Annotated in this window: 25 protein-coding genes and 4 pseudogenes; 17 read left to right on the plus strand and 12 right to left on the minus strand. The window is 70.1% G+C overall.

Translation table 11 applies throughout. The features are described 5' to 3' along the window. Positions 1-86: 86 nt before the first annotated feature. Positions 87-587, minus strand: coding sequence for an Lrp/AsnC family transcriptional regulator (locus tag OHA03_RS33625; RefSeq protein WP_267007450.1), 501 nt, complete (start codon positions 585-587; stop codon positions 87-89). A gap of 170 nt (positions 588-757) precedes the next feature. On the opposite strand from OHA03_RS33625, the gene OHA03_RS33630 reads away from it, so the two are divergent. The 6 genes from OHA03_RS33630 (at position 758) to OHA03_RS33655 (ending at position 6238) form a co-directional block, all read left to right on the plus strand. Continuing rightward, positions 758-1726: an LLM class flavin-dependent oxidoreductase gene (locus tag OHA03_RS33630; RefSeq protein ID WP_267007451.1), complete on the plus strand. Its 969-nt coding sequence runs from the start codon at positions 758-760 to the stop codon at positions 1724-1726. After that, entirely contained in the window at positions 1723-2151 is a 429-nt protein-coding gene (locus OHA03_RS33635; RefSeq protein WP_267007452.1) for a nucleoside deaminase, read from the plus strand. The genes OHA03_RS33630 and OHA03_RS33635 overlap by 4 nt, the downstream gene beginning before the upstream one ends. Positions 2152-2934: 783 nt before the next feature. After that, positions 2935-3453 (plus strand): toxin-antitoxin system HicB family antitoxin, encoded by a 519-nt coding sequence (locus OHA03_RS33640; RefSeq protein ID WP_267007453.1) that lies wholly within the window; start codon positions 2935-2937, stop codon positions 3451-3453. Positions 3454-3536: 83 nt separating this feature from the next. After that, positions 3537-4379, plus strand: a complete 843-nt coding sequence (locus tag OHA03_RS33645) for a DUF4097 family beta strand repeat-containing protein (RefSeq protein ID WP_267007454.1) — start codon at positions 3537-3539, stop codon at positions 4377-4379. Between the two features lie 72 nt (positions 4380-4451). After that, on the plus strand, positions 4452-5450 hold the full coding sequence (locus tag OHA03_RS33650; RefSeq protein WP_267007455.1) for an ATP-binding cassette domain-containing protein: 999 nt from the start codon (positions 4452-4454) through the stop codon (positions 5448-5450). Next, complete coding sequence (locus OHA03_RS33655; protein ID WP_267007456.1) at positions 5447-6238, plus strand: ABC transporter permease; 792 nt, start codon at positions 5447-5449, stop codon at positions 6236-6238. The genes OHA03_RS33650 and OHA03_RS33655 overlap by 4 nt, the downstream gene beginning before the upstream one ends. A gap of 24 nt (positions 6239-6262) precedes the next feature. On the opposite strand, the gene OHA03_RS33660 is transcribed toward OHA03_RS33655, so the two are convergent. Next, positions 6263-6469 (minus strand): hypothetical protein, encoded by a 207-nt coding sequence (locus OHA03_RS33660; RefSeq protein WP_267007457.1) that lies wholly within the window; start codon positions 6467-6469, stop codon positions 6263-6265. After that, positions 6463-7059 (minus strand): RNA 2',3'-cyclic phosphodiesterase, encoded by a 597-nt coding sequence (thpR, locus tag OHA03_RS33665; RefSeq protein ID WP_267007458.1) that lies wholly within the window; start codon positions 7057-7059, stop codon positions 6463-6465. The genes OHA03_RS33660 and thpR overlap by 7 nt, the downstream gene beginning before the upstream one ends. 30 nt (positions 7060-7089) lie before the next feature. Between thpR and OHA03_RS33670 the strand changes: the two are divergent. Then, a pseudogene (locus OHA03_RS33670) lies at positions 7090-7209 on the plus strand (VOC family protein); the annotation flags it as partial. A gap of 113 nt (positions 7210-7322) precedes the next feature. On the opposite strand, the gene OHA03_RS33675 reads toward OHA03_RS33670, so the two are convergent. Together OHA03_RS33675 and OHA03_RS33680 are read right to left on the minus strand one after the other, a co-directional pair. Continuing rightward, positions 7323-7778 (minus strand): MarR family transcriptional regulator, encoded by a 456-nt coding sequence (locus tag OHA03_RS33675; RefSeq protein ID WP_323181344.1) that lies wholly within the window; start codon positions 7776-7778, stop codon positions 7323-7325. Between the two features lie 93 nt (positions 7779-7871). Further along, positions 7872-8078 (minus strand): annotated as a pseudogene (locus OHA03_RS33680) (helix-turn-helix domain-containing protein); the annotation flags it as partial. A 237-nt stretch (positions 8079-8315) separates the two neighbouring features. On the opposite strand from OHA03_RS33680, the gene OHA03_RS33685 reads away from it, so the two are divergent. The 3 genes and pseudogenes from OHA03_RS33685 to OHA03_RS33695 all read left to right on the plus strand — a co-directional run. Then, positions 8316-8981, plus strand: a complete 666-nt coding sequence (locus tag OHA03_RS33685) for a DUF4097 family beta strand repeat-containing protein (protein ID WP_267007459.1) — start codon at positions 8316-8318, stop codon at positions 8979-8981. A gap of 154 nt (positions 8982-9135) precedes the next feature. Beyond that, the gene (locus OHA03_RS33690; protein ID WP_267007460.1) at positions 9136-9951 is read left to right on the plus strand and encodes an alpha/beta fold hydrolase; all 816 of its coding nucleotides are present in this window, start codon (positions 9136-9138) and stop codon (positions 9949-9951) included. A 446-nt stretch (positions 9952-10397) separates the two neighbouring features. After that, a pseudogene (locus OHA03_RS33695) lies at positions 10398-10544 on the plus strand (RNA-guided endonuclease TnpB family protein); the annotation flags it as partial. Positions 10545-10559: 15 nt separating this feature from the next. Here OHA03_RS33695 and OHA03_RS33700 read toward each other — a convergent pair. Continuing rightward, a complete protein-coding gene (locus tag OHA03_RS33700; RefSeq protein WP_267007461.1) occupies positions 10560-10844 on the minus strand; it encodes a hypothetical protein in 285 nt (94 codons plus the stop codon). 172 nt (positions 10845-11016) lie between these two features. On the opposite strand from OHA03_RS33700, the pseudogene OHA03_RS33705 reads away from it, so the two are divergent. The 3 genes and pseudogenes from OHA03_RS33705 to OHA03_RS33715 form a co-directional block, all read left to right on the plus strand. Beyond that, positions 11017-11106: pseudogene (locus OHA03_RS33705) on the plus strand (AraC family transcriptional regulator); the annotation flags it as partial. A 211-nt stretch (positions 11107-11317) separates the two neighbouring features. Further along, complete coding sequence (locus tag OHA03_RS33710) at positions 11318-12928, plus strand: M48 family metallopeptidase (protein ID WP_267007462.1); 1611 nt, start codon at positions 11318-11320, stop codon at positions 12926-12928. Positions 12929-13352: 424 nt separating this feature from the next. Further along, complete coding sequence (locus tag OHA03_RS33715) at positions 13353-14621, plus strand: MFS transporter (protein WP_267007463.1); 1269 nt, start codon at positions 13353-13355, stop codon at positions 14619-14621. A 305-nt stretch (positions 14622-14926) separates the two neighbouring features. Here OHA03_RS33715 and OHA03_RS33720 read toward each other — a convergent pair whose 3' ends face one another. After that, positions 14927-15817, minus strand: a complete 891-nt coding sequence (locus tag OHA03_RS33720) for a helix-turn-helix transcriptional regulator (protein ID WP_267007464.1) — start codon at positions 15815-15817, stop codon at positions 14927-14929. Between the two features lie 105 nt (positions 15818-15922). Here OHA03_RS33720 and OHA03_RS33725 point away from each other — a divergent pair, with 105 nt between their 5' ends. Further along, entirely contained in the window at positions 15923-16618 is a 696-nt protein-coding gene (locus tag OHA03_RS33725) for an SDR family NAD(P)-dependent oxidoreductase (RefSeq protein ID WP_267007465.1), read from the plus strand. Between the two features lie 398 nt (positions 16619-17016). Here the strand turns inward: OHA03_RS33725 and OHA03_RS33730 are convergent, their stop codons facing one another. Further along, complete coding sequence (locus tag OHA03_RS33730; RefSeq protein WP_323181296.1) at positions 17017-17538, minus strand: DUF6188 family protein; 522 nt, start codon at positions 17536-17538, stop codon at positions 17017-17019. Between the two features lie 360 nt (positions 17539-17898). Continuing rightward, the gene (locus OHA03_RS33735; protein ID WP_267007467.1) at positions 17899-18291 is read right to left on the minus strand and encodes a helix-turn-helix domain-containing protein; all 393 of its coding nucleotides are present in this window, start codon (positions 18289-18291) and stop codon (positions 17899-17901) included. A 202-nt stretch (positions 18292-18493) separates the two neighbouring features. Between OHA03_RS33735 and OHA03_RS33740 the strand changes: the two genes are divergently transcribed. Then, entirely contained in the window at positions 18494-19453 is a 960-nt protein-coding gene (locus OHA03_RS33740; RefSeq protein WP_267007468.1) for an NADP-dependent oxidoreductase, read from the plus strand. Positions 19454-19491: 38 nt separating this feature from the next. Further along, positions 19492-20256: an SDR family oxidoreductase gene (locus OHA03_RS33745; protein WP_267007469.1), complete on the plus strand. Its 765-nt coding sequence runs from the start codon at positions 19492-19494 to the stop codon at positions 20254-20256. A 544-nt stretch (positions 20257-20800) separates the two neighbouring features. Here OHA03_RS33745 and OHA03_RS33750 read toward each other — a convergent pair. From OHA03_RS33750 to OHA03_RS33760, 3 genes are all read right to left on the minus strand, one after another. Beyond that, on the minus strand, positions 20801-22294 hold the full coding sequence (locus OHA03_RS33750) for a PepSY domain-containing protein (protein WP_267007470.1): 1494 nt from the start codon (positions 22292-22294) through the stop codon (positions 20801-20803). A 189-nt stretch (positions 22295-22483) separates the two neighbouring features. Continuing rightward, positions 22484-23104, minus strand: a complete 621-nt coding sequence (locus OHA03_RS33755; protein WP_267007471.1) for a hypothetical protein — start codon at positions 23102-23104, stop codon at positions 22484-22486. Positions 23105-23544: 440 nt separating this feature from the next. Then, positions 23545-24813 (minus strand): MFS transporter, encoded by a 1269-nt coding sequence (locus OHA03_RS33760; RefSeq protein ID WP_267007472.1) that lies wholly within the window; start codon positions 24811-24813, stop codon positions 23545-23547. Positions 24814-24946: 133 nt separating this feature from the next. On the opposite strand from OHA03_RS33760, the gene OHA03_RS33765 reads away from it, so the two are divergent. Beyond that, complete coding sequence (locus OHA03_RS33765; RefSeq protein ID WP_267007473.1) at positions 24947-25882, plus strand: LysR family transcriptional regulator; 936 nt, start codon at positions 24947-24949, stop codon at positions 25880-25882. The last annotated feature ends 118 nt before the right edge of the window (positions 25883-26000 follow it).

Below are 26000 nucleotides of genomic sequence, written 5' to 3' on the forward strand. Positions count from 1 at the left end.
TCCCCCTTGCTGGTGTCCCGTGCCACCGAATCCTGACCGTTTGCCGTCCTCGGATCATGACCTTGACCGGCCGCGGCCGACCGGCGTCACTGCCGTGGCCGACCGTGTTGAGGCGATTCCTCGAAGCGGCCGGTCCGAGGCACCCGCGGGCCGCGGAACGGGAGCGTCCGGCTGAGGACGAGGTTGGTGGTCGTGCTCCCGAACTGGGCCAGCTCGTCGACGATCTCCTCCAGGTGGCCCATCGAGGTGGTCGCCACTTTGAGGACGTAGCAGTCGTCCCCGGTGGTACGCAGGCACTCCAGGATCTCCGGGCGCTCCTCAAGCAGACGACGCAACGGCTCGTGCCGGGTCCCCGGCCCCGGGTATTTCAGCCGGACCACCGAGAGCACCCCGTACCCCGTCCGCTCCAGGTCCACCTCCGCCCGGTACCCCGTGATCACCTCGGCCGCCTCCAGCCGCCGCACCCGCTCCTTCGTCGCCGACGCGCTCAGGTTCACCCGCCGTGCCAGCTCCGTGAACGCGATCCGGCCCTCCCGCTGGACTTCGGCCAGGATCGCCCAGTCCGTCGCGTCAAGACTCTCGGTCATCCGCCCACAATACCGGCGGATCCACGGCCGAACCGCCTCTGGACAGGCGGGAAACCCTTCTGACGTCCGGTGCGCCCTGGCTAGGCTCGGCGGCGTGAAGATCGGAGTCAACGTCCTCAATTTCGGCCCCGGCCAGCGACCCGGGAGTCCTTCGGAGCTGGGCCCGGACCGTGGAGGGCCTGGGCTTCGACCTGCTGATGGTCTCGGACCACATCGCCATCACGCCCGACGTCGCCGAGCACTATCCAGCACCCTTCTACGAGCCCTTCACCACCCTGTCCTGGCTGGCCGGCCTCACCACCCGGGTCCGACTCGGCACGACGGTCCTCATCGCTCCCTACCGGCACCCGCTGCTCACCGCCCGGATGGCGGCCAACCTGCAGGAGCTGAGCGGCGGCCGGCTGGTCCTGGGCGTGGGAGTGGGCTGGGCACGGCAGGAATTCGCCGCCCTCGGGGTCCCGTTCGAGCGGCGTGGACAACTGACCGACGAGCACCTGCGGGACATGCGGGCAGCGTGGGCGGACACCGCCTCCTACAGCGACCGGAGAATCCCCGTGTGGGTCGGCGGCAACAGCGACGCGGGGCTGCGCCGCGCCGTGCGGCTCGGGGACGCATGGCATCCGCTGCGCTGCACCATGCCGTGGCTGCGCGAAGCCGCGGTCAGGCTGAAGGCGTTCGCGGACGAGCAACGTCTGCCCGTGCCCGCCCTGGCCCCCCGGATCGCGCTCAGACTCACCGAGGCACTGGTCGGCGGACCGGGCCGACTCGCCGGTGAGGGCACCATCGACCAGATCGTGACTCCTCCCCCTCGTAAACGAGGTGGCTTCTCACTTGACCCCACGGGGTCTCATGACGGCCAAGCCCTGACCGCTGCCGCAGCAGGATCGCAGCGTACTACGCCGCTTCGCGGCTCCGAATCTCAGGATGCGTTTCCCGCCCGGCCTGAAGGCCGGGATTCCCACGCAAGATCAGGGATGGACGACCTCGACCAGCTGCGGCTGCTGGGTGCCGAGGCCGTCGTCCTCGACCCGTACGACGGCGACCCCCGCGAGACCTGCCACCCACAGGCGGCTTGGCAAGCACTCGACACGGTGGTCGCGCACCTGCACCCACCCCTCACCAGAACGGAGCAGTCATGACCACACCCGACGACCACGCCCTCCTCCGGCGGGCCATCGCACTCGCGGCCCAGGCACGCGCGGCCGGCAACCCGCCGTTCGGCTCGCTGCTGTCGGGACCGGACGGAACGGTTCTGGCAGAGGAGCACAACACGACCCTCACCGACCAGGACATCACCGCGCACCCGGAACTGAAGCTGGCGAGGTGGGCCGCAAGAGAGCTGGACACGGCCACGGCGGCGGGAACCACGATGTACACCAGCTGCCAGCCGTGCGAGATGTGCGAGGCGGTCATCCAACAGGCGGGGCTACGGCGGGTGGTGTTCGCCCTGTCCAACGAACAGCTTCTGGACATCAGGCCGGGCAGCGGCCGGCCGCCCGTGCCGCAGAACGGCCCCGCGCTGCTCGACGAGGTGCGGGCCGTGGTCGAGGGCTACTACCGATGACCGTCTGGCACTGCGGCCGTCTCCCGGCTCCTCCTCCTGGCCGCGATGACCGCCGGCTCCTGCAACCGCCCGGTGCTGGGCCCCGGCCCTCCTCGGCCCGGATCCCGGGGCGCCGCCAGCACACGTAGTTCGAAGAGGACGCCGGGCCGGATGGCGGGCAGGGGTGCCGTCGGCGTCGACCAGGTCGGCGAGGACGCGGCGCCGCCGGTCGAGCGGCCCTGTGCTGACTCGCGCTGAAACTCCACCGACCGCATCCGCACCCCCACCGCCGACACCAAGCCCGCCCGCACCGCCCGCCTTGCACCCCACTCACCTGGAACGCCGCCCCGAGCACACCGGCCCGGCATCTCCGCAGCGCGCCGGAACGCCCTGCGTGAGACCTGGCCCCGCGGCCCGGTAGCTGCGCGGAGTCTTGTCGTAGCGGATGGCCAGGGCCCCGGCTCCTTCAACCCGGGGTCCACGCGCGCACATGCCCCCGCTGGGCCGGGCGGGCCCGATCACACCGCCTCGGGTGGGCTCGCCCCAGTGGCAGACCGCGAGGCGGGGCAGGCCCCCTGCGACATCGCATGGCATCACATGACGTCGGGTGGCGCCGCTTGGCGCCATCCGGTGCCACCCGGTGCCACTCCGTACTCCCAAAAGCGCATGAGCGCGCATGGCACCACAATCACCCAGATAGGCGCCAGTATGTTTTCGCAGGTCAGAGTAGTTACATCGGCTGGCGCCCCGCTGATGTCGCCTCGCTGCTTGCGCATGGAGCCATTGTGGTGCCACTATGGCGTCATGGACCTCACGCCGTATATCGACACCCTCCGCCGCGAACTTGCGGTGGCCGCCGAAGCCGGCGGCGACGAAGCCCGCGAGCTGGCAGAGAGGCTCACCGCTCCCCTGGAGTCGGCGACCCGGCTGACCATGCTCAATGTGCTCTCCGCCGCGATGGACGAGATCACCCGCGAACTCGCCCCCGGCTCGGTCGACGTACGGCTGCGCGGGCTCGACCCCGACTTCGTGGTGACACTGCCGCCCACCGACGGAGGCACCCCCGCGGAGCCGGCCGAGCCCGTCGAACCACTCAAGACCCCGGCCCCGGCCGACGGCGACGAGAGCGGCACCGCCCGCGTCAACCTGCGTCTGCCGGCCCACCTCAAGGCACGCGCCGAGGAGGCCGCCGGCCGCGAGGGCCTGTCGGTCAACGCGTGGCTGGTGCGCGCCGTGTCGGCCGCGGTCGACGGCGGCACCCGGCCGCGTACGACGGAGAAGACCCAGACCATCGGACAGAGCTTCACGGGCTGGGTGCGCTAGCCGCGCCCCCCGCCCGCACCACTTCACCCACACCACGTCCCACCAGCGGGGACGTCCCAAAGACCCAAGAGGACGGGACAGCCATGCCTTCTTTCGACACCCCCGAACCGATCTCGGCCACGGCGCACGTGGAGGCCGGTTCCATCCAGTTCACCGCAGGCGACCGCCTCGACACCGTCGTCGAGGTGCAACCCCGCGACCCGAAGCGGGACCAGGACGTACGGGCGGCCGGCCAGACCGAGGTCACGTACGCGAGCGGCGTACTGACGGTCAGGACACCCAAGTCCAATCTGTTCGGCCGCACCGGCACCGTCGACGTGACGGTCGAACTGCCCACGGGCTCGCGCATCGACACGACCGGCGCCTGGGTCCAGGTGCTCGGCGAGGGCCGGCTCGGCGAGGTCCGCGTGAAGACCTCGTCCGGCGACGTCCGCCTCGACACCACCGGCCCGCTGCAGCTGACCGCGTCGCACGGCTCGATCACCGTGGACCGGGTCGAGGGCATGGCCGAGATCACCACCAGCTCCGGCAGCCTGCGCGTCGGCCTCGTCGACGGCCCCGCCGTCCTGAAGAACTCGCACGGCACCACGACCGTCGGCGCCGCCACCGGCGAGCTGCGGGTGAGCGGCGCCAACGGCGACATCGAGATCCGGCGCGCCGAGGACTCGGTCACCGCCACCACCGCCCACGGCACCCTGCGCGTGGGCGACGTGGCCCGCGGCACCGTCCAGTTGGAGACCTCCTACGGCGCCATCGAGGTCGGCGTCCGCGAGGGCACGGCCGCCTGGCTCGACGTCAGCTCGGGCTCCGGCCAGGTGCGCAACACGCTCACCGCGTCCGAGACCCCGCAGAAGACCGAGGACACCGTCAAGGTCCGTGCCCGCACCCGGTACGGCAACATCGACGTCCGCCGCGCCAAGGTCTGAGCGCCTTCGCACCCCGCACCATCCTCAAACTCACTCACTTCCCCTGCTTCAGCCTTCGAACGGGAGGGTTCCATGCCTTCTTCTGTCATGCCCACATCCAGGCAGGGTGACGGTCACCCGTTGCCGGCCGCCGTCTCCACCGCCGGTCTGCGCAAGTCGTACGGCGACAAGACCGTCCTCGACGGCATCGATCTGCGCATCCCGGCCGGGTCCGTGTTCGCGCTGCTCGGGCCCAACGGCGCCGGCAAGACCACCGTCGTGAAGATCCTGTCCACGCTCATCACCGCCGACGGCGGGCAGGCCCAGGTCGCCGGCCACGACGTCGCCACGTCACCGGACGGGGTCCGGGCCGCGATCGGTGTCACCGGGCAGTTCTCCGCCGTCGACGGCCTGATCACCGGCGAGGAGAACATGCTCCTCATGGCGGACCTGCACCACCTGTCCAAGCGCGAGGGGCGGCGGGTCACCGCCGAACTGCTGGAGCGGTTCGACCTGGTGGAGGCCGCCAAGAAGCCCGCCTCCACCTACTCCGGCGGCATGAAGCGCCGCCTGGACATCGCCATGACCCTGGTCGGCGACCCGCGGATCATCTTCCTCGACGAACCCACCACCGGCCTCGACCCCCGCTCCCGCCACAACATGTGGCAGATCATCCGCGAGCTCGTCTCCGGCGGCGTCACCGTCTTCCTCACCACCCAGTACCTGGAGGAGGCCGACGAGCTCGCCGACCGCATCGCGGTACTCAACGACGGCAAGATCGCCGCCGAGGGGAGCGCCGACGAGCTGAAGCGGCTGATCCCCGGCGGCCACGTCCGGCTCCGCTTCACCGACCCGTCCGCCTACCAGACCGCCGCCTCCGCACTGCGCGAAGTCACCCGGGACGACGAGGCACTGTCCCTGACCATCCCCAGCGGCGGCAGCCAGCGCGAGCTGCGCTCCATCCTCGACTGGCTGGACTCCGCCGGCATCGAGGCCGACGAACTGACCGTGCACACCCCCGACCTCGACGACGTGTTCTTCGCCCTGACCAGCTCCAGCGTCCCCGACCAGCCCAAGGAGACTGTCCGATGAGCGCCCTCTCCCTCGCCGTCCGCGACTCGAACACGATGCTGCGGCGCAACCTGCTGCACGCGCGGCGCTACCCGTCCCTCACCCTGAACCTGCTGCTGACGCCGATCGTCCTGCTGCTGCTGTTCGTCTACGTCTTCGGCGACGTGATGAGCGCGGGCATCGGTGGTGGCGGCGCCGATCGCTCGCAGTACATCGCGTATCTCGTCCCGGGCATCCTGCTGATGACCGTCGGCGGCACCCTGGTCGGGACCGCGGTGTCCGTCTCCAACGACATGACCGAGGGCATCATCGCCCGCTTCCGCACGATGGCGATCCACCGCGGTTCCGTCCTCATCGGACACGTCATCGGCAGCGTGCTGCAGGCGGTCATCAGCGTGGTTGTTGTCGGTGCCGTCGGCGTGGCCATCGGCTTCAGGTCCACGGACGCCACGGTCCTGGAGTGGATCGCGGCGTTCGGGCTGCTCGCGCTGTTCGCCCTGGCGTTCACCTGGATCGCGGTCGCGATGGGCATGGTCAGCCCGAGCGCCGAGGCGGCCAGCAACAACGCGCTGCCGCTGGTCTTCCTGCCGCTCATCTCCAGCGCCTTCGTCCCGGTCGACGCGATGCCGGGGTGGTTCCAGCCGATCGCCGAGTACCAGCCGTTCACCCCGGCCATCGAGACCCTGCGCGGCCTGCTCCTCGGCACCGAGATCGGCAACAACGGGTGGATCACCATCGTCTGGTGCCTGGGGCTGGCCGTGCTCGGCTACTTCTGGTGCAAGTCGCTGTTCAACCGTGACCCGAAGTAGCGGGAGCAGGACCGGGCAGCAGCCTTAGCGGGCCACGGCCCCAGCTCCGTCCCACTCCAGGGCGGCGTACTCCGGCACCGCGTCGGCGTACGCCGCCCCGTCCGCGTTCTTTGCCGCCTTCTGGGCCCACGCCGCCACGGTGCTGTGATCACCCAGCGCCTGATGCGCGCGTTCTCGGAGGGCCCCCGAGATGATCACGTTGCACCAGGCCGCCGTTGCTTCGTTCAACACCCGGTGGAGTTCCCGTTGCCGAGGGTCCAAGCCTCGATGTCGCGGTAGTGGATCGGTCCGCGGCTACGGCCGACGTTGCTGCCGACCAGGTGCAGACGCTCGGCAGGCCATCGGCGCCCGGTGAAGCCGGCGAACCCTTCGGCGATTTCTCCCGCCGAGGATCGATCTCCTCGACGGGCACGGGCCAACGTCAGATGGGGGCGCAGGGGCCGATCCTCGAAGACGACCCCGCAGTTCTTGACGGCGGTACGCACATCGGCGGCGAGCAGGTGCAGCTCATCGAGGTCTCCGTCGATTCCGCTCCACAGCACCCGGTCGTCGAAGGTTCCGCTGCCGCGTAGCGCCAAACAGGGTGGCTGGTGGCCCGCTGCGAGGTCGGCGAGAGGCGGTCGCAGGAGCGGAACTGTCTCGGCCGGTAGCTCCCCGAGGAACGCCAGGGTGATGTGCCAGTCCTCGATGCGGTTCCACCGCATGTGAGGGTGTGTGTCATAGGCGGGGCGCAGCTCCCGGGCCAGTTCTTCTTTCGCGTGGTCGGGCGGGGCGAGGGCGATGAACACGCGAACGGTCGCGCGCTGAGTCTGATCGTTCACACCGGACTTCGTACCGCACCCGGGTGGTGGCTCGCACTGGGCGCCGTGCCTGTCGACATCGGCCAGATTGGAGAAGAGAGCTGGCATGTCCTGGCCGACCCCGAGGGCAACGAGTTCTGTCTCCTGCGCACGCAGCTGAAGCCCATCTGACGTCCCGCCACATCGAAACCGCGCCGTCGCGGACGGCCGCCGTGGTGGAACCCGATGTTTCCCCGAGGACGCAGCCGGCTTCGTCTCGTCGCTGTGACGATCGAGACGGCTGTCTATCCGTGGTCCGGACTTGGCTGGGCGGTGTCGGTGGAGGTTGTTCCGGGTCTGGTGTGGAGGACTTCGCGGGCCTGTTCGGCGGCGCGGGTGATGCTTTCGCTGATGAAGTCGAGGAAGCGGGCGATGTTCTCCAGGCGGGTGGCGGCGGGGGTGTGGGGGCCGAGGACGGCGACGCCTTGGCGTGCGGTTTCGACGAGCTGGTCGTTGGCCCGGGCGCTGGCGATCGTCGCCTGGTAGAAGAGTTCGTCGTCCACGACGTAGCGGTCGCGGCGGCGTTCGTCGCGTTCTCGGCGGACGAGGCTCTGGCTCTCCAGGAAGGCGATCGCCTTGGAGATGGACGCCGGGCTGACCTGGAGGCGCTGGGCGAGCTGGGACGCGGTGAGGCTGCCCGCGTCGGTGGTGAACAGGCAGGTCAGCACCCGGGCCGCCATCTTCGACAGGCCCGAAGCCATGAGGACGGTGGTGAACGTCTCCTCGTACTCGGCCACGGCCTCGGCGTCGCGCCCGTGCGCCTGGGGGACTGACTCCGGACCCTGGGAGGAGGCGGGCCTGCGCCGGTGGGCGCGGCGTTCGGTGGCGCGGTGGGCCAGGTCGGCGCGGTAGGCGGTGGGGCCGCCGTTGCGCATCACCTCACGCGTGATCGTCGAGGTCGGACGGTCGAGGCGCCGGGCGATCTCTGCGTAGGGGAGGCTGTCGGCCAGCCCCAACGCGATCTGCTGGCGTTCCTGCTGGGTGAGTCTGCCTCCCGGCATCGCGATCTCCTTGGTGATCCTTCGTGGCGGTCCCTGACCCCCCACTATAGCGTTCACTTCTCATCCATTGCAATGATCAAGACAATCGTCGTTGCGTTACCCTCAAGACCGTTGCAACAGTTTCCCGGTGTCTACCTGCATGAATGCCAATTCTATGCAACAGATACGTTGTCGGATTCTTGAAAGCAACGTAGCGTTTCCGGTGTCAGAAACAACGAGCGAGCACGGGAGAGCACGATGCAGAAGTTCGACACCCCCGCCCCGATCTCCGCCGTCCTGGACATCCCCGCCGGACGCATCCAGTTCATCGCCGCAGACCGCGCCGACACCACCGTCGAGGTCCTGCCCGCCACCCCCTCCAAGAGCCGCGACACCAAGACCGCCGAGCAGACAGCCGTCGCCTACGCCGACGGCGTCCTGCGGATCACGGCCCCGACCCCCGACAACCAGCTCTTCGGCCCCTCCGGATCCCTGGAGGTCACCGTCCAGCTGCCCGCCGGCTCCCGCATCGAGGCCAAGACCGCCGGCGCCGAGCTCCGCGGCGTCGGACGCCTCGGCGACATCGCCTTCGAAGGCGCGTACCGCCAGATCAAGATCGACGAGGCCGCGAGCGTCCGCCTCACTGCGATCGACGGCGACATCGAGATCGGCCGGCTGGGCGGCCCCGCGGAGATCAGCACCGCAAGGGGCGACATCCGGATCACCGAGGCCGTACGCGGCACGGTCGTGCTCCGCACCCGGTCCGGCAACATTTCGGTCGCCGCCGCCGCCGGCGTCTCGGCCGCCCTGGACGCCGGCACCGACTACGGCCGCGTCAGCAACGCCCTCAAGAACGATGGCACCGCCGGACTCGACATCCGCGCCACCACCTCCCGCGGCGACATCACCGCCCGCAGCCTCTAACAGGAGCACAACCAGGACGATGCTGGGCCCACCGCGATCGAGATCCCCTCGGTCGTCGCCGAGGACACGGGGCGTTTGTCCCGAGGCGCCCGCGATCCACGTACAGGGCCTGGAGAAGCAGTACAAGACGCTCTCACGCGACCAGGGGGAACACATGACGAAGAACAGCACTTCCTCGACCAGTTCGAAGTGGACCGGCATGGTGCCGGTCGACGACACCGCCCTGGCCGTCACCGACACCGGCGGTCCCGGGATCCCGGTGCTCTACCTCAACGGCCAGTTCGCCACCCAGGGCTACTGGCGGCGCGTCATCGCCGAACTGGGCACAGGGTGGCGGCACATCACCTACGACGAGCGGGCCCGCGGCAAATCGAAGCGCTCGGCGGACTATTCCTTCGAGGCAGCCGTCCGGGACGTCGATGCCGTACTCGCGGCCAGAGGTGTGGACCGGGCGCTGCTGGTGGGCTGGTCCTACGGGGCGTTCGTCGGGGCGCACTGGGCCGGCCGGAATCCGGAGCGTGCCCTGGGCGCGGTCCTGGTCGACGGCGCGTTCCCGTACGACTGGCTCGACGAGGCCATGGAGCAGCGGATCCGGAAGCTGTTTCGGCGGATGAGCTGGTTCCTGCCGCTGCTGCGCCCGACGGGCCTGGCCCCGCGGATGACCGCCGAACAGCAGGCGAACAGCAACATCGAACTCGGCAGGCTCTCCCGCGAGCGTGAGCTGGGCCCCGTGCTGGACAACATCACCGTCCCGGTGCGGTATGTGGTCGCTTCGGGGACGTCCTTCGGGAGCCGCGGTGATGAGCAGGAACGGATACGCACCAGCCTCGATGCGGTGACCGCCCGCAACCCGAACATCCAGATCGGCGCGAAGGTCGCCAGCAACCACGGTGCGATCCTCAAGAAGGACTTCCCGGCCATCGCCGAGGCCGTACGCGAGGTCGCCGCCCTCGACCGCGGTGGGCGCTGAAGACACGACCGGCGGACTGCCGGCATCCCCTCGGTGCCGGGTCCCGTCGGGCGTCCACGCAAGCGGCCCGACACTCTGCTCGGCGACCGCGGCTACGACCACGACAAGTACCGCCGCCTGGTTTGAGCACGAGGCGTCAAATCCGTGATCGCACGCCGTGGAGTTCAGACGGGGCATCCGCTGCACCATCTCCGAGAAGCGCGACCAAGTCCGCCACCGCAAGAAGCTCGGCTCACGCGGCGGTCGCCCGCCGAAGTTCGACAAGGCGCACTATCGCGAGCGTCATGCGGTGGGGTGCGGGACCAACCGCCTCAAGCGGCACCGAGCCGTAGCGACCCGGTACGACAAGCTCGCCGTCCGCTACGAAGCTACTGTGCTGGTCGCAGCCATCAATGGGTGGCTGCGACCAGCACTTTCGAAACACGCCCCAGTCGGCCCCTCAGCAGTCGGCGGTCAACGTCGCCAAGGCCGCCGGAGTGGCGGTGTCAGCCTGTCGAGCGCAGGTAAGACCGGGACTCGTCCCGGCGCAGCGCGGTGAAGCAGGAACCCACCGAGACGGTCACACGACCGTGGTAGGAATCCCCGGGCTTTAGCCCGGGGAGCGGAAGTCAAGAATGGGCAACGACCTCGCCGGCCGTGACCTGGGGAGGGCTGGGGAGCAGGGAGGCGAGGCGGTCCCGTACGAAATCCGCCGCCCGATCGGTCGACTCCTCGGCGCCGGCCGGGTCCTGGAAGACACTCGTCGAGACCATCACCCCGCCCCCGGCATCGACCCAGTAATAGGCCACGAAACCTTGGACCTGGCGAAGGAGCGGCAGGAACCCCTCGTTCACCCGGCGTCCCGCCTCGGCCGGATCGGTCACCCCTTCGTACCGCCGAACCACTGCATACATGGCTGATCTCCTGACTGGATCGCTGGGCCGCCTTCTGCGCAGACGGCATACCCGCCGCAGGACGTGCGGCGTGCGCGAACGTGCCGCAATCACCGGAAGGACCCTCATCGGTGATCCGAATGGCGGCTTTTGGCACTGCTCCGGTGCCCGCTCCACCGAACGACGGCCGCACGCCGGCATGCGACCGCATGCGATACAGGGCCTGTGGCGGGACGTGTTCACGGAGTGGTTCCCGTCGAACCCGTACCGCAGCCGCCCCGGCCACCTGCCGCCGGACAGGACCCAAGCGGACGTCACCTGCCTCGGCCGGCATCGCCCCAGCCCGCTCACCGGCGTCGACGGCTTCGTCGGAGCAGGCATTTCGCGTAGGTCGCTGCCCAGGTTGTTCCAGGCGCCGGCTTCGCCGTCGGAAGTATGATCCGCGAGCATCGCTGGTCCGTCCGGGCCGCCAAGTCCTGTGGGGGGACCATCCGATGACGTTCCGGCTGCGCGCTTTGCGCGCGCTTGTCCTACTGGCCGGCTTCTTCCAGATAGGCGTCGTTCTGCTGGCGGCCATGGCGCTGCTCGACTGGCTCCTGGTGACACGTCTGCTCACCGCGAAGGCGGCCTGGTTCGAGGGCGCGGTCCTGACCGTCACCATCCTGCTGGCATTGGCGATCCTGCGGGGCATGTTCACCTTCCTGCGAGCAGGGCGCCTTGGCCCGGTACCGCACGGAGTAGCGGTCAAGCCGGACGACCAGCCCGAGCTGTGGGAACAGGTCCGGGCCGCCGCCGAGGCGACAGGGGAACGGCCGCCGGACGAGCTGTACCTGGTTTCCGAGGTAAACGCCGGGGTCGCCGAACAGAGCCGCCTGCTGGGGCTGTTGCCCGGACGGCGCCGGATGCTCCTGGGCCTTCCCCTGCTCGCCGGTCTGACCGTCCCGCGGCTGCGCGCCGTCCTCACCCACGAGTTCGGGCACTACGGCAACCTCGACACCCGGCTCGGCGGTGTCACCATGCGCGGCCGCGAAGCGGTACTGCACACGGTGGAAATGTTCAGCGGGGGCAGCACCCAGCTGCACCAGACGATCGGCGCCCTGTACGTCAGCTATGCCCACATGTTTCTGCGGACATCGCAGTCCGTGGCCCGTCACCAGGAGCTCGCCGCCGACCGGGCGGCTGCCCAGCACGCAGGCCGTGACGCGACGGTCGCCACGCTGCGCGCCCTTCCGGTCCTCGACGCCGCCCACACCCACTACATGAACACCTACGCCGGGATAGGCGAGCCGATGGGAGCCCTGCCGCCGGTGGGCGAGGTGTACGGCGGATTCCGACGACTGCTCGCCGCCCGGCCGGGCGAACGGCTCGCCGCGCTCCCCGCCGGGCAGCGTCCCTCGCGGCCGCACCGGTACGACTCGCACCCGCCGACCGCCGAACGGGTCGCCCTGATCGAGAAGCTGCCCGCCGACGGCCGAACCGACGGCGCGGCGGACGAGCCGGCCGCGCTCACCCTGCTGCGCGATGTGGACGGGGTGTTCGCGGCAATAGAGGCGCGCACGCTGCCGCACAGGGCGGCACAGTTGCGGCGCATGAGTTGGGAGGACCTCGTCATGGCCCGCGCGGTCTTCGACGCCGAGGAATGGTCCCGGCCGCTGCTGGTCGCCGTCGCCAGGGCACTACGCTCCTCAGCGCAAGTCGCGGACGGGGCGGCACCCGCCCGAAAGGGCGCCCCGACAAGGCAGTTGGAGTACGCCGCATTGCCCGGTCTGGAGGAGGTGCTGGACGCGTTCGACCGCGGCCTGCTGTGGATGGAGGTCGCCGACCGGATGCCCAAGCCTGCCCAGGCGGCGCGGCTGACCGGCCCGTCGGCCCGTAACTTCATCCGGCCCAAGATCTTCGACGGGCTCGTCGGCATGGTCCATCTGCGCCTCGCCCGGGCCGGACAGGCCACCCCCGACATCGCCTGGTCGCAGCGGCCCGGACTCGCTCTACCGGAGGAGTGGGAAAGGGGCATGGACGGCGCCCTCGACGCGGCCGTCGCCGACACGCCCGACACCGCGCCCCTGCGCACCCTGCTCGCCGGTCTCGACCCCGTGTCCGCGTAACCACCGCTCGCAGTTGCACAGACCGCACCTGCCCCGGTGCCTGATCACGGTGTCGCTGGTCCGCTTCGGCTGGATCTTCCAGGAGATGATGAAACGCCAGATGTGCGGCCGGGCCGAACTCCCGCTCCTCCGCAAGCGCGTCCTCCTCGCCGCCACCCGCCCGCCGGCACAGCCAGTACGAGAGACATGTACCGCTTCGTCTGGACAGGCCGGTTCGGGGCGCCCTACAGTCACCGCATTCGAACGGCTGAGACCAGTCGAGACCATTCGTGAGACTTCTGCCCGGTGACGGAGTCGGCGTGGGGTGCGTGTCCCCGCTCCACGCCAGCACTGGACGGTTCCAGGTGACGACCACGGGTCGGTGAATTCCGGACACCGACGACCCCGTGTGGTCCGCCCCGCCGGGCAGCGAAAGGGCCCCGCCGTGCCGTCGGCGACCTACCGCACCCTGCTGCGCACTCCCGGCGCCGCAGCCTTCTTTCTGACCGCCGCCGTCGGCCGCGTCGGCATCGCGATGACCAGCCTCGGCATCGTCTGGCTGGTGCACGGACAGACCGACTCCTACACCGAGGCCGGTCTGGTGACCGGCGGCTTCGCCGTCGCCGAGGCTCTGGCCGGGCCGCAACTCGCCCGGCTGATCGACCGCTTCGGCCAGACCCGGGTGCTGCCACCCGCGCTGCTCGCCCACGCCGCGTCGGTAACCGCGCTGCTGACGCTGGTCGCGGGCGGCAGCCCGAGCTGGCTGATGACAGCGGGCGGGGTGCTGGTCGGCGCGACCATCCCGCAGCTCAGCGCACTGTCCGCGGCCCGCTGGTCGGCGCTGCTGCGCGGCGACCGGGCCGCGGGGCTGCCCACCGCGTTCGCACTGGAGTCGCTCAGTAACGCGCTGGGCTACCTGACCGGCCCGGCCCTGGTCAGCACTATCGGAGCGGGCGGGCATCCGGTGCTCGGCACGGTACTGGCCGCCGTGCTGGTAGTGGCCGGCGGACTGGCCTTCGCCGCGCAGCGCCGCACCTCACCGCCGCCGGTGTCCGCCTTCGCCGAACGCACTCGAGCACGCGGCTCACTGCTGCGGCCCGGATTTGCGGTGCTGGTCGGTCACAACCTCGCTATCGGCGTGTACTTCGGCGCCGTGCAGGTATCGGTGACAGCCTTCGCGGTGGAACACGGCGCGCCCGATGCAGCCGCTCCGCTGTTCGCTGTGTCGAGCTGCAGCGGCCTGCTGGCCGGCTGGCTGTACGGGCTGCGCCGGTGGCGCGCGGAGCCGCGGGTGCAACTGGCGGTGGCCACGGCCGGGCTGGCTCTTGGCAGCCTGCTGCTGTTCGCGGCCGGCTCACCGCTCGGGCTCGGGCTCGTGATTGTGTTGACCGGTGCGGCAGTCCCTCCCATCTTGGTGCTCTTCTCGGTGCTGGCCGAATCTGCCGTCCACCGGGCCGTCCTGACCCAGGCGTTCACCTGGCTGAACTCCGCCAGTGCGGCGGGCGCGGCCGGTGCAGCGGCGATCTCCGGCTGGGCAGTTGACGCATCCGGTGCGCCCGGCGGCTTTGCCGCCGCCGCAACGGCCGCCGCCGCGATGGCAGCACTGGCCGTGGCCGGCATCCGCGCACGGCAGGGTCCTGGTGGCGAAGGAGGGGAACCGCAATTGCCGCCACTCGGGAGACCAGCGGGGCCAGACGCTCAGCCGCTGTGTTGACGTTGCGCGCTCGTGAGTGAGTAACCGGACCATCTCTCCGCTGCCTGCCGGCACCCGCCGGTGATCGGAGCCGGTGGCTCGTGCCGCTCCGCCGGCGAAAGCCAGAAGGGTCCATCACGAAGGTTGCGGCACGCTGCCCTGGTTGTGTACCTGGGAGCTGACACCACTTGCCGCTCAGAGCGGGGAACGCACGGTTTCGCCGGAGGGCGATGTCTGTGAGTTCTGGCAACACCAGGGGCTTGCGGTGGGAGCCTGGGGCGCTTTGCGGGATTTGGTACGAGCCGCCTGGCGCGGTCGTACCCCGCCTACCGGCGTGTGTGCGAGCTGTTCGTGGATTCCCGCGGACCAGCGATCGCGGCGAGCTGCAGCTTGGTCTCGTCCGCGCTGCCGGGCATGGCCGTCATGATCACAATCTTGAGCTCGGAGTCACCGTCGGTCAGTATGTCGCAGTCCACGGTGACCGGACCCACCGATGGATGCTCGATCGTTTTGTGGTCCTCCCGGTGAGCGGCCACTGCGCCGCTCGCCCACAGGCCGGCGAACCGTTGGTTGCCCTCGCTCAATACGCGGATCATCTCTGCCAGGCGCGCGTCGCGCGGGAAGCGGCCGGTGGCGCGGCGCAGGTCGGACACGACGGCGGCGTCGGTGGCGTCCCGGTCCACTTCGGTCACAGGCCACAGCCCGAGGCGAACAGGACCTGCACCTACCGGGAACCTCTCGCGGGCGAAATTGCGCAGCCGCGGTGGCACCGACGAGGGATCGCCGAACAGCGCAGCCCAACTGCGGTTCCACCAGATCAGCTGCCAGTCTGCCGCGAACACGGCGACGGCGACGTCCCCGAGCCGGGTGAGGACGCGGTGAACGCCGGGTGGGATGTGGCCGGAGATCGCGCCGTCCGCCGGTGGGACGAGCTGGGCCAGCCGGTACAGATGATCCCGCTCGGCGGTGGACAGCTGAAGGGCGCGTGCCAAGGACGCCACCACCGGTGCTGAGGGCGTCGTGGCCCGGCCCTGCTCCAGGCGCACGACGTAGTCGACCGAGACACCGGCGAGGTCGGCGAGCTCCTCGCGGCGCAGGCCGACCGCACGCCGTGCCCGGCCCACCGGCAGTCCCGCGGCCGACGGGGGCAGCCGTTCCCGCCAGGTGCGGATCATCGCCCCCAGCCCGGCCCCGGGTGTCGTCGTCATGATGTCCATCGTCCCGCATCCTCGGTCATCAAGGTGATATCGAGGGTGGTACTGCTGCTCCTACTGTTGAAGCGTCCCTGGCGGGGTGTCAGGGGGCGTACGCACCATGAACGCATGACGATCATCTTCATCACCGGAGCCAACAAGGGGCTTGGCCGCGAGACGGCCCGCCGCCTCATCGAACTCGGTCACACCGTGCTGGTCGGGGCCCGCAACCCCGAGCATGGCGCGGAGGCCGCCGACACGCTCGGCGCGCGGTTCGTCCCCATCGACGTGACCGACGACGCGTCCGTCACCGTCGCGGCTGCGGATGTCGCCGAGCACGAGGGCTCGATCGACGTTCTGATCAACAACGCCGGCATCCACGGCCCCGCCGGTGATTCCAGCGCCCTCACCGGTGCCGACGCCCTCGATGTCTTCGACGTCAACCTCGCCGGTGTGGTCCGGACGACCACCGCGTTCCTGCCGCTGCTGCGCCGATCATCAGACCCGGTCATCGTCAATGTCAGCAGCGGAATGGGCTCGCTGGCCATCACCCACGACCCGTCGCGGTTCGAGTCTTCTGCCATCGCGCCGCTCTACAGCGCCTCGAAGGCGGCGCTGACGATGCTGACCACCCAATATGCCAAAGCGCTGCCGGACATCCGCATCAATGCCGCCGATCCCGGCTACACGGCGACCGACCTCAATGGCCACAGTGGCCCTCAGACCGTCACCGAAGGGACGGACGCGATCGTCGGCCTCGCAACCGAAAAGCCCGGCGCCGGCTCTGGACGGTTCGTCGACCGGACCGGCGAGATCGCCTGGTAGCGAATCAGGAAGCCACTCGGCCAGCCCCGGCGTCGCAGTGATGTTCAGCTACGGCGCCGGGGCCGGCCGGGGCTTCGGCGGCCCGGTGCACAGTGGCCGGGCCGGGGCGAACGTAGCGCTGCACGCTGCGCAGGCTCTTGTGCCCGGCCCGGCCTTGGTCGTGATCACGTTCGCGGACGGCCTCGCCGAGGCGGGGGGCCGAGGAATACCGCAGCCGGGTAGCCGCGGCCCGTCGCCGTGGTGAGTGAGCAGGATGCGGGCGCGGTCGTAACGGCATCGCCATCGCCGGCCAGGGCGGTTGGGCCCGCCACTCCCGCTCGATGCTCGGCTACATGCACCGCGAGGATTGAGTGAGACGCGTGGACTCGGTTCGTTGAGACAGACTGCACGTCTCGAGGCTAGGACTCGCTTGTTCCTGAGCCGGACCAGACACCGAGGTCGCCTCCCGGCAGAGACACGAAGCGCCATTGCGCTGGGCCCGTGACCTGCCACGCTTCGAAAGACGGATCGGATGAGCAAGTCAGGTGGTGGCCTGTGTCGAAAACGAGACGCAGGGTGCCGGACTTGAACGCGACCACCGACAGGACACTCGCTCCGAAGAGAGCAAGGGCCGCGGCCACGTCCTGCGACTCCGGATTCAGGAGTACGGACGGGCTGGCATGGACTGTCCCGTACGAGAGCCTGACTGGCGCTTCCAATGCGATTTCCCAGTCCGAGCCGACGGCCAGCACGAGCCTAAAGTCCACACTGATCTTGGTCACGCTCATCCCGCGAAGGCTTAGGACCCACCGGTCGTCGTGTTCGACGGGACTCTCTTCAGTGCTCACCACTGCACCTTGGCCGATTCGACGGTCGAGAGCCACGGGATCCCTCCCGTGCGCGGGGTGGGACGTGAGCCGCGCCAGGGCGGCGTGGCGCACCCAGGTTCACTGAGACAGAGCCCGAACGACTCGGTTCGTTGAGAAAACGACTCGATTGAGTGAGACGAGACAACGAGTCCCACGACGGCCAGCCGCTGCTCCGTGACCATCTCGGTTTTTTCGGTCAAGGTCCGCCGCACCGACGGCCAGTGGGGCACGCTCGCACGCTCCGCACCCGCACCCTCCTCGAGTACACCGTCGCGCTGTCCGAGCTGTACAACCAGTGCGTCCTCGAAGAGATCTGCACCGCTTGAACCTCGCCACCACACCATCTGGGTACTGGCGATCTGGCCCGGCCCGCCATCGGCCGGCACTACGAACACGCCCTGGGAGCGCCGGTGGGTTCGTTCCGACAGGCCGTCACAACTGTTCGGCGTCGAAGATCGTCCTTGAGTCCAGGATTCCGTCGGCGTTGTCCTCTGCCCACCGGGCCAGAGCTTGGACAATTTTCAGCAAGCTGAGCCCGCGCGTGGTGAGGGCGTAGTCGACGCGTGGGGGCTTGGTGTTGTGGACGGTCCTTGTTACGAGCCCGTCGCGCTCCAGTCTGCGCAATGTGGCGCTGAGCATCCGCTGGGTGATGGGACTGCTGAGGCGGCGCAGTTCGTTGAACCCGCGTGTGGTGTTGGTGAGCTTGCAGATCACGACTACGGACCACTTGTCGCCGATCCGTTCCAGCACGTCGCGGATGAGGTCGCGTCCTTGTTCGCACAGAGCGGGGTCTGTGTCGCCGGGATCCGTGAGCGACTGCGTCATAGCAGTAAGTATACGAGCGAAACCGGGTACCGCCGGGGAACCAGGTACGGGTCACGCCGGACCTCGCTCGGGGTGGTTCCCTCCGGGATACCTGCGCACTTCGAAGTGCCCTCTTGTCGCTTTTCGTGTGGTTCGCGAGACTCGATACCAGGTACGGAAGACGTACAAGGTATTCATTGGTTACTGCTCTAGGGGTCGTGACGTGCAAGCCGTTGGACTGTACGAGTTCGGCGAACCGGACGTACTGCAGGTTGTCGATCTACCGGATCCGCACCCCGGGCCCGGTGAGGTCCGTGTGCGCGTTCACGCAGCCGCGGTGAATCCGGCGGACGCACTGCTGCGAGCAGGTGCGCATGCGGAAAGACTCCGGGAGTTTCCGGGCCCGTATGTTCCCGGGATGGACATCGCGGGCGTGGTCGACGAGGTCGGCCCGGCGACCGGGACCGAACTTCGCGTGGGCGACCCGGTCATGGCGATGCTCATGCCCCTGGGGACTGCCGCCGGCGGCTACGCCGAGTACCGGGTACTGCCGGCCAGTTGGGTGGTTCGTGCACCAGCGGGCTTTGACCACGCGAGTGCGGCAACCCTGCCCATGAACGGACTCACCGCACTGCGGACGCTCGACCTGCTGGCCCTCCCGGCGGGATCGGTCCTCGCCGTCGTCGGGGCTGCCGGGACACTCGGTAGCTATCTGGTGCAGCTGGCCAAGCACGCGGGACTCACCGTGATAGCCGATGCAGCACCCGCCGATGAGGAACTGGTCCGCGGATTCGGCGCGGACGAGATCGTGGCCAGAGGATCCAACGTCGCCGAACATCTCCGCGCCCGGTATCCCGACGGCGTGGACGCGGTCGCCGATGTCGCGCTGCTCGGTCAACGACTGTCCGAAACCGTCCGCGACGGCGGCACCTTCGTCCGCTTCCGCAGTGCCGAGGAACCCGGCGGCTACGAGCTCGAGAACAGCGGCAGGATCACCGTGCGGACGACGTTTGTCCCCGACTACTTCGGGCGCACGGACAAGCTGAACCAGATCCGGGAACTCGCCGAGGCGGCCGTCCTCATCCCACGGGTCGCGCAGACCTATTCCCCCGTTGAGGCCGGTGACGCGCACCGCCGGATGGCGGCCGGCGGCGTCCGCGGCCGCCTCGTCGTCACCTTCTGAATCCCACCCAACTCCAAGAAAAACAGGAGCAGTCAGCAATGCCAGCACGTTTCACCAACAAGGTCGTCCTCATCACCGGCGCCACCTCCGGCATGGGCCGGGCCGCCGCCGGGCGAATCGCCGCCGAGGGCGCAAAGGTCGTCCTCGCGGCCCGTGGCAAGGAGGCCGGCGACGCGCTGGCCGCCGAACTGCGCGCCCGCGGAGCAGACGCCGTCTTCGTACCCACCGACGTGACAGCCGAGGCCGAGGTCGCGGACTTGGTCCAGCAGGTCGTCGACAGGCACGGACGCCTCGACGGGGCCTTCAACAACGTCGGCGCGGCCACCGCCGTCGGCCCGCTCACCGACATCGACAGCACGGCCTGGAACGCCGACCTGGCGCTCAACCTCAGCAGTGTCTTCTTCAGCCTGAAGTACCAGCTGCCAGTGCTGCAAGCATCCGGCGGCGGCGCGATTGTGAACAACGCCTCCAACCTCGCAATCACCGGAGCCCCCGGCATGGCCTCCTACAGCGCCGCCAAGCACGGCGTCGTCGGACTCACACGGTCGGCCGCCCTCGACGTGGCCGCTTCCGGCGTACGTATCAACGCGCTTGTCACCGGAGGCGTCGACACCCCCCTGCTCCGCAACAACATGGGCCTGCCGCCGGAAGAGGCCGTCCGCGTGGCCGGAGCGTTGCACCCGATCGGGCGGATCGCCCAGCCGGACGAGATCGCGGCGTTCGTGGCCTTTCTCCTCAGCGACGAAGCGACGTTCATCACCGGAGCCGCACTCGCCATCGACGGCGGCATGACCGCCGCATGACGGATGCCGGACGGTACTGCGGGTACGGCCGCCCACAAGGCAAGTGGCAGCACCGGCGCCGACCGCGCCCGGCTGCGATGCGCCGGCTGGTGTCAGTGGGGTGGTGTCAGTGACGGTGCGTCAAATTGACGGGTTCGTGCTGGTGGTGTGAGCGGATGACGCGGATGTCACTGACATGTGGGTGATGTCAGGCGTGGCTGTCGCTGTCGTGGGCCGGTACATCCCCGAGTACCTGACTGTCGTGGAAACGGGTGTTTCTGCTCCCTGTGGCTTGTCCGGGGGTGAGGCCGGCCACGCGTAGGCCGGTTCGGTGGCGGGGGAGCGCATGGTGGTGGGGGAGCGGGTCGGTCTGCCGGATACGGGGCGTGGGGGAGTGCGTGGGGCGGCGGTTGGCCAGTTGCTGGGGCCCCGGCCGTAGGGCCGTGAAGCCGAGCTGCTCGTAGTAGGGGCCCAGGATCGTGCGGGGCCGGCCGCAGGCATCTGCCTCCGGCCCGGCACAGTGCGTGCCGGGCCGGAGGCAGTTGGGGCCTTCCCGGCTTCGGCGCTACGCGGCGCGGCCTCGCCGGACGAGCCCGGCTGTCACGTCCAGGACGAGGAACCCGATCAGCGTGATTCCCAGAACGGGCAGTGCCCAGCCGAGGGCGGCGACGGCCGGGACGCCGATGATCAGCACCGGCAGGGGCAGCTGCCGCCACGTACCCCGTGCCGGGGCCTTGCCGAAGACCGCCGTGCGGTCGTCACGCATGGGGCGCCGCTGCCACCACATGCGGTAACCCCACACGATGACGAAGATCAGACCGAGCGCGATCAGCGCCAGCAGGATCTGGTTGGCGAGGCCGAAGAGCAGGCCCGTGTGGCCTTGGACGCCGAGCTTGCTGAGCTTGGCCAGGGCGGGATAGTCGGACCACCGGCTCTCGGCGGTGACCTCGCCCTTGGCGGGGTCGACGGCCACCTGGTCGTACTGCACCGGCCAGCGGTTATCGTCCTGAGCCACGGTCCAGGCGCTCACCGCGTCCTCGGGCGGCGTCAGCTCCACCCGGCCGCCCAGCCCGGCGTCGCGCGCCACAGCGAGGACTGCGTCGAAATCGGCGGGGTCCGTCGACGCCGAGTCGTGGCCCGTGCCGTGCCCGGCGTGCCCCGCGTGCTCGCCCTCGGTTGCCTCGGCCCCGCCGGGCAGCGTGGTGACCAGCTCGGGCGCGTGGCCCTTGGCTGCGTCCAGCAGCTGCCCGAAGTGGTCGCCGGCGTAGTGGGACCAGGTCAGGCCGGTGGCGCTGAGGAAGAACAGGCCGATAGCGAGCCACACGCCGGTGGCCGCATGCCGGCTGCGGGTACGCCGTACGCCCCGGGCGGAGCGATCGGGCAGCAGAACGCCGCGCGCCGACCTGGCGCGCTGTCCCCGGGAGCGTCCCAGCCACAGGACAAGCCCCCCTGCGACGATCACCCAGAGCCAGCTCGCGGCGACCTCCGAGTAGAGGCGGCCGGTCTCACCGAGGTGCAGATTGCGGTGCAGGTCGTCCAGCCATGTGGTGAGAGGCGTCGAGCCGTACCAGGTCGTCAGTTCGCCCTGGACCTTGGCGGTGTAGGGGTCGACGAAGACGGTGCGCTGTTTGTCGCCCAGCTCCGGCAGCGACAGCACCACCCGCGTGGTGTCCTCCGGTCCGGGCGGGGTGATCACCGAAGCCAGCGTGCCTTCCGGGTGCGCGTCCCGGGCCGCCGCGATTTGTTCCGTGAGCGGGCGCGGCCCGTTGCCGGCCTGCTCCACCCGGAGCTGGTCGCCGTAGACGAGCTGGTCGAGCTGGGGCGTGAAGGTGTAGGCCAGCCCGGTCAGCGCGGCCACGAGCAGGAAGGGGGCGACGAATACTCCGGCGTAGAAGTGCAGTCGCACGAGCAGCGCTCGTACACCCCTCCACGAACGACCTGGCTGCGAGGGGCCGGCCTCCGCGGCCGGCGACGGCCCGGTGGGGCCGGCGGCTTCCGCCACGGCCATTACGGCCTCACCGCGGTCGTCTCTCGGTGCTTGTTCCTGTGTTGAAGACATGCGTGTATCCCCAATCGGCACCCGGCGCGCAAGGGCGCGGGCGCCCGCGAAGTCAACGATTCGGTCCGCCACAAAGGCGGTACGGCGTGACACGGCTGCCGCAGCCGAAGCGCCCGAAGGGCGCCGGGCAGGCGGTGCGTGCGGGCACGCCGGACTGCGCCCGTCACCGCGACAGAGCGGGACGGACGGTCAGAAGCAGATCGCCGGCTTCGGTGGGCCCCGCCGCGTGACGCTGTGCCACAGGGCTGCCTGATGGGGCAAGCGCGAGGGGATGTGGAAGGACGCGGGGCGTGCGGGGGCGGGCGGTGTACTGACGGCGACGTGGACGCGCCAGGCCCTGTGCAGGGGAGCGAAGACGAACAGGGCCAGGGAGCGGGCGAGCTGGAAAGCCGCAGCCTCGCCGCGCCAAAGCCATAGCCCGCACAGCACTGCGGCGAGGACGTGGGCCAAGGCCATGCCGGTGGACCAGCCCCCCATGGCTGCGGAGGTCATGGGCATCGCATCCATGGCCTGATGGCCAACAGCCATCTCGCCGGTACTGGTGGGCGCGGCGGCGAAGGCCTGAGCAAGGCTGAACCAGCCGTGCAGGGCGAACTGCGCCACTACCGTGGCGCCTGTCACCGCTGAGGCACCGCGCTCACCGCGTCCGGCCACCCACCAGGCTCCGGCGGTCGTGGCGGCGAACGCATACCCCACCGCCCAACCCGGCACCGTCCGTAACATCAGGGCGTGACCAAGCCCCGCCGCCGCCACACACACGGCCGCGAACACCGCGGCACGCGCGAGGCGGAAGACGGGCCCGGACGTCACGAGCAGCAATGGTGCCATTCAACACCGAAGTGACTCCTCCCCCTCGTAAACGAGGCGGCTTCTCACTTGACCGCACTGGGTCTCATGACGGCCAAGCCCTGACCGCTGCCGAAGCAGGATCGCAGCGTACTACGCCGCTTCGCGGCTCCGGGTCTCAGGATGCGTTTCCCGCCCGGCCTGAAGGCCGGGATTCCCACGCAAGATCTGGGATGGCGACAGTGCGCCGATCCCCTCACCGTGACCGACAAGAGCCCGACACCACCACCTGCGTAACCCTCGACGGGCTCCAGCGCCTGCGCGTACCGGATGCTGTTCTCGCACCCGAGGCCACAACTTGCGCCCAACTGCGCCGGCAAGCAGGCTCCCTGACCGCCGGAAAGTCACGCACCTTCAAAAAAGGGGCGGCGCAGCCCGATCGCGATGACGGCCGTGGCGGCCCGTCAGGTACGGCTCGGTGCCGGCTCCGGCTCGGAGAGAAGCGCTGCCGCGCGGCGGGGGAGCAGCAACGGAGTCGCCAGCAGGAGCACGCCGGCCAGGCCGATGGCCGTACGCGGGCCGAGCAGGCCGCCCAGCACGCCCCAGACGGCCGTCAGGAGCGCGGTCGTGGCCTTGGTCGTCACCGCCCAGGCGGACAGTGTGCGGGCGACCCGGTCGGTCGCGGTGCGCTCGAGGCGGTAGGTGGCGCAGACGGGGTTGAAGACCCCGCAGCAGAAGATGAGCCCGAGCTCGACGCCCATCACCAGCAGCAGCCCGCCGGCGCCCGGCCCCAGGAAGGCCAGGCCGACGGGCCAGAGCGCGCGCAGCGCCCCGGCCACGACCAGGACCTGGTGCCGGCCGAACCGGGTGACGAGCGGCCGGGCCAGCCGCGAACCGAGCAGCCCGCCGATCGAGGGCGCGGCGAAGGCGAGGCCGTACTGCCACGGTGCGAACCCGAGTCGGCCGAGCATCAGGACGGCCAGCAGCGGCTGGGCGGCCATCACCAGGCCGTTGAACAAGGCGGTGTTGAAGAACAGCGGACGCAGCGTCGCGTCGGCGAGGAGGTACCGCCAGCCGTCGAGCAGGTCCCCGGCCCGCATGCGCGCGGCCTCCCGGCGCTCGGGTTGCGGCTCGTGCCCGCCCGTCGCGCGGATACCCAGGGCCGAGAGCAGGTAGCTGACCGCGTCGGCCACCACCGTCGCCACCGGACCGAGGAGCCCGATCGCCGCGCCGCCCAGCGGCGGTCCGATGATCGTGGTCGTCCAGGTCGTGGACTCGAACCGGGCGTTGGCGACGAGCAGGTCCTCGGCCGGCAGCAGCGTCTTCAGATACGCGCCGGAGGCGGCGCGGAAGGTGATGTCGGCCGCCGCGACGACGACCGAGACCAGCAGGAGCTGAAGGAACGTGAGGACGCCGAGCGCGAACGCGGCGGGGATCGTCAGCAGCGCCGCGAACCGCACCAGGTCCATCGCGATCAGCACCGGCCGCTTGCGGCGGAACTCCACCCACGGGCCGAGCGGCACCGCCACGGCCGCGCCCACCGCAGCCCCCACGCAGGAGAGCGCGGCGACCTCGGCCGGTCCGGCGTGCAGCACCTGGATGGCGATCAGCGGGAACGCGCCGAAGGCGAGCCACGTGCCGAGCGCGCTGGTCCCGTACGCTCCCCAGAGCCACCCGAACTGCGGCCCCAGCCGATGTCCGAGCAGATGTCCCAGCCGGTGCCCGCTCCTCATGCCCGACGCCCCTCGCACTCACCCTGCACAACCGATCCGCGATCGGAAGCATCAAAGCGAGCACCACAACCAGGAATCAAACAACCACAGAGCCGCCGGCCACAACCAATGGTTGTGTCCATAGGGTGTCTGCATGGATCTCGACACCGTCCGGACCTTCGTCGCCGCCGCCGACGCGGGGCAGTTCCAGGAGGCCGCCGCCGAGCTGGCGGTCACCCAGCAGGCCGTCTCCAAGCGCATCGCCGCGCTGGAGCGCACCCTCGGCGTGCGGCTGTTCACCCGCACCGCGCGCGGCGCCGAACTCACCATCGACGGGCAGGCGTTCCTGCCCCACGCACGCGAGCTGCTGCGCGTCGCCGAGCGCGCGGTCGCGTCCGTGCGCACCGGCCGCCGTCCGCTGCGCGTCGACGTGATCGCCTCGCGCGGCGCGGCGGCGGGCCTGCTGCGCGGCTTCCACCGCGCACACCCCGAGATCGACCTCGCCGTGGTGATGCTGTTCGACATCGAGACGGCCGTCGCCGCCATCCGGTCCGGTGCGATCGACGCGTCCTTCCGCGCCGTCGCCGTACCAGGCCGGCCCCTTCCCGAGGACATCGAGTCCGTCCGGGTGCTCGACGAACCGCTCCAGCTCCTCACCGGCCCCGCCCACGCGCTGGCGGGCGCCCGGTCGGTGCCCCTCACCCAGCTCACCGGGCACCGGATCTGGATGCCCGGCATCGTCCCCGGTACCGAGTGGGCCGCCTACTACGACGACCTCGTCGCCGAGTTCGGCCTCACCATCGAGGCGACCGGCCCCAACTTCGGCTCCGACGCGCTCCTGGACACCATCGCCGACACCCCGGCCCTGGCCACCTTCATGGGCGAGCACACCCGCCTCGTCTGGCCCACCGACCACGGCCTGCGCCGCATCCCGGTGACCGACCCGACGCCCGTCTACCCGCACTCGCTCCTGTGGCACCGCGACAACCCCCACCCAGCGCTGACCACCCTCCGCGCCCACCTCGCCGCCACAGCGACCGGCCACGACGCCGCCGGGACCTGGGCGCCGAGCTGGGTGATTGCGCGCTGAACGCCGCCGTGTCTTCGAGCATCGTGGCCGGATCGACGGACGGTGACAGCAGGGCGGACACCCGCAGTACAGGAATACCGCCGTACCCGGCCTACGCCCCGTACACACCCCAGCCCCC

The organism is Streptomyces sp. NBC_00154, assembly GCF_026342835.1.
In the GTDB taxonomy this organism is placed as follows: Bacteria; Actinomycetota; Actinomycetes; order Streptomycetales; family Streptomycetaceae; genus Streptomyces.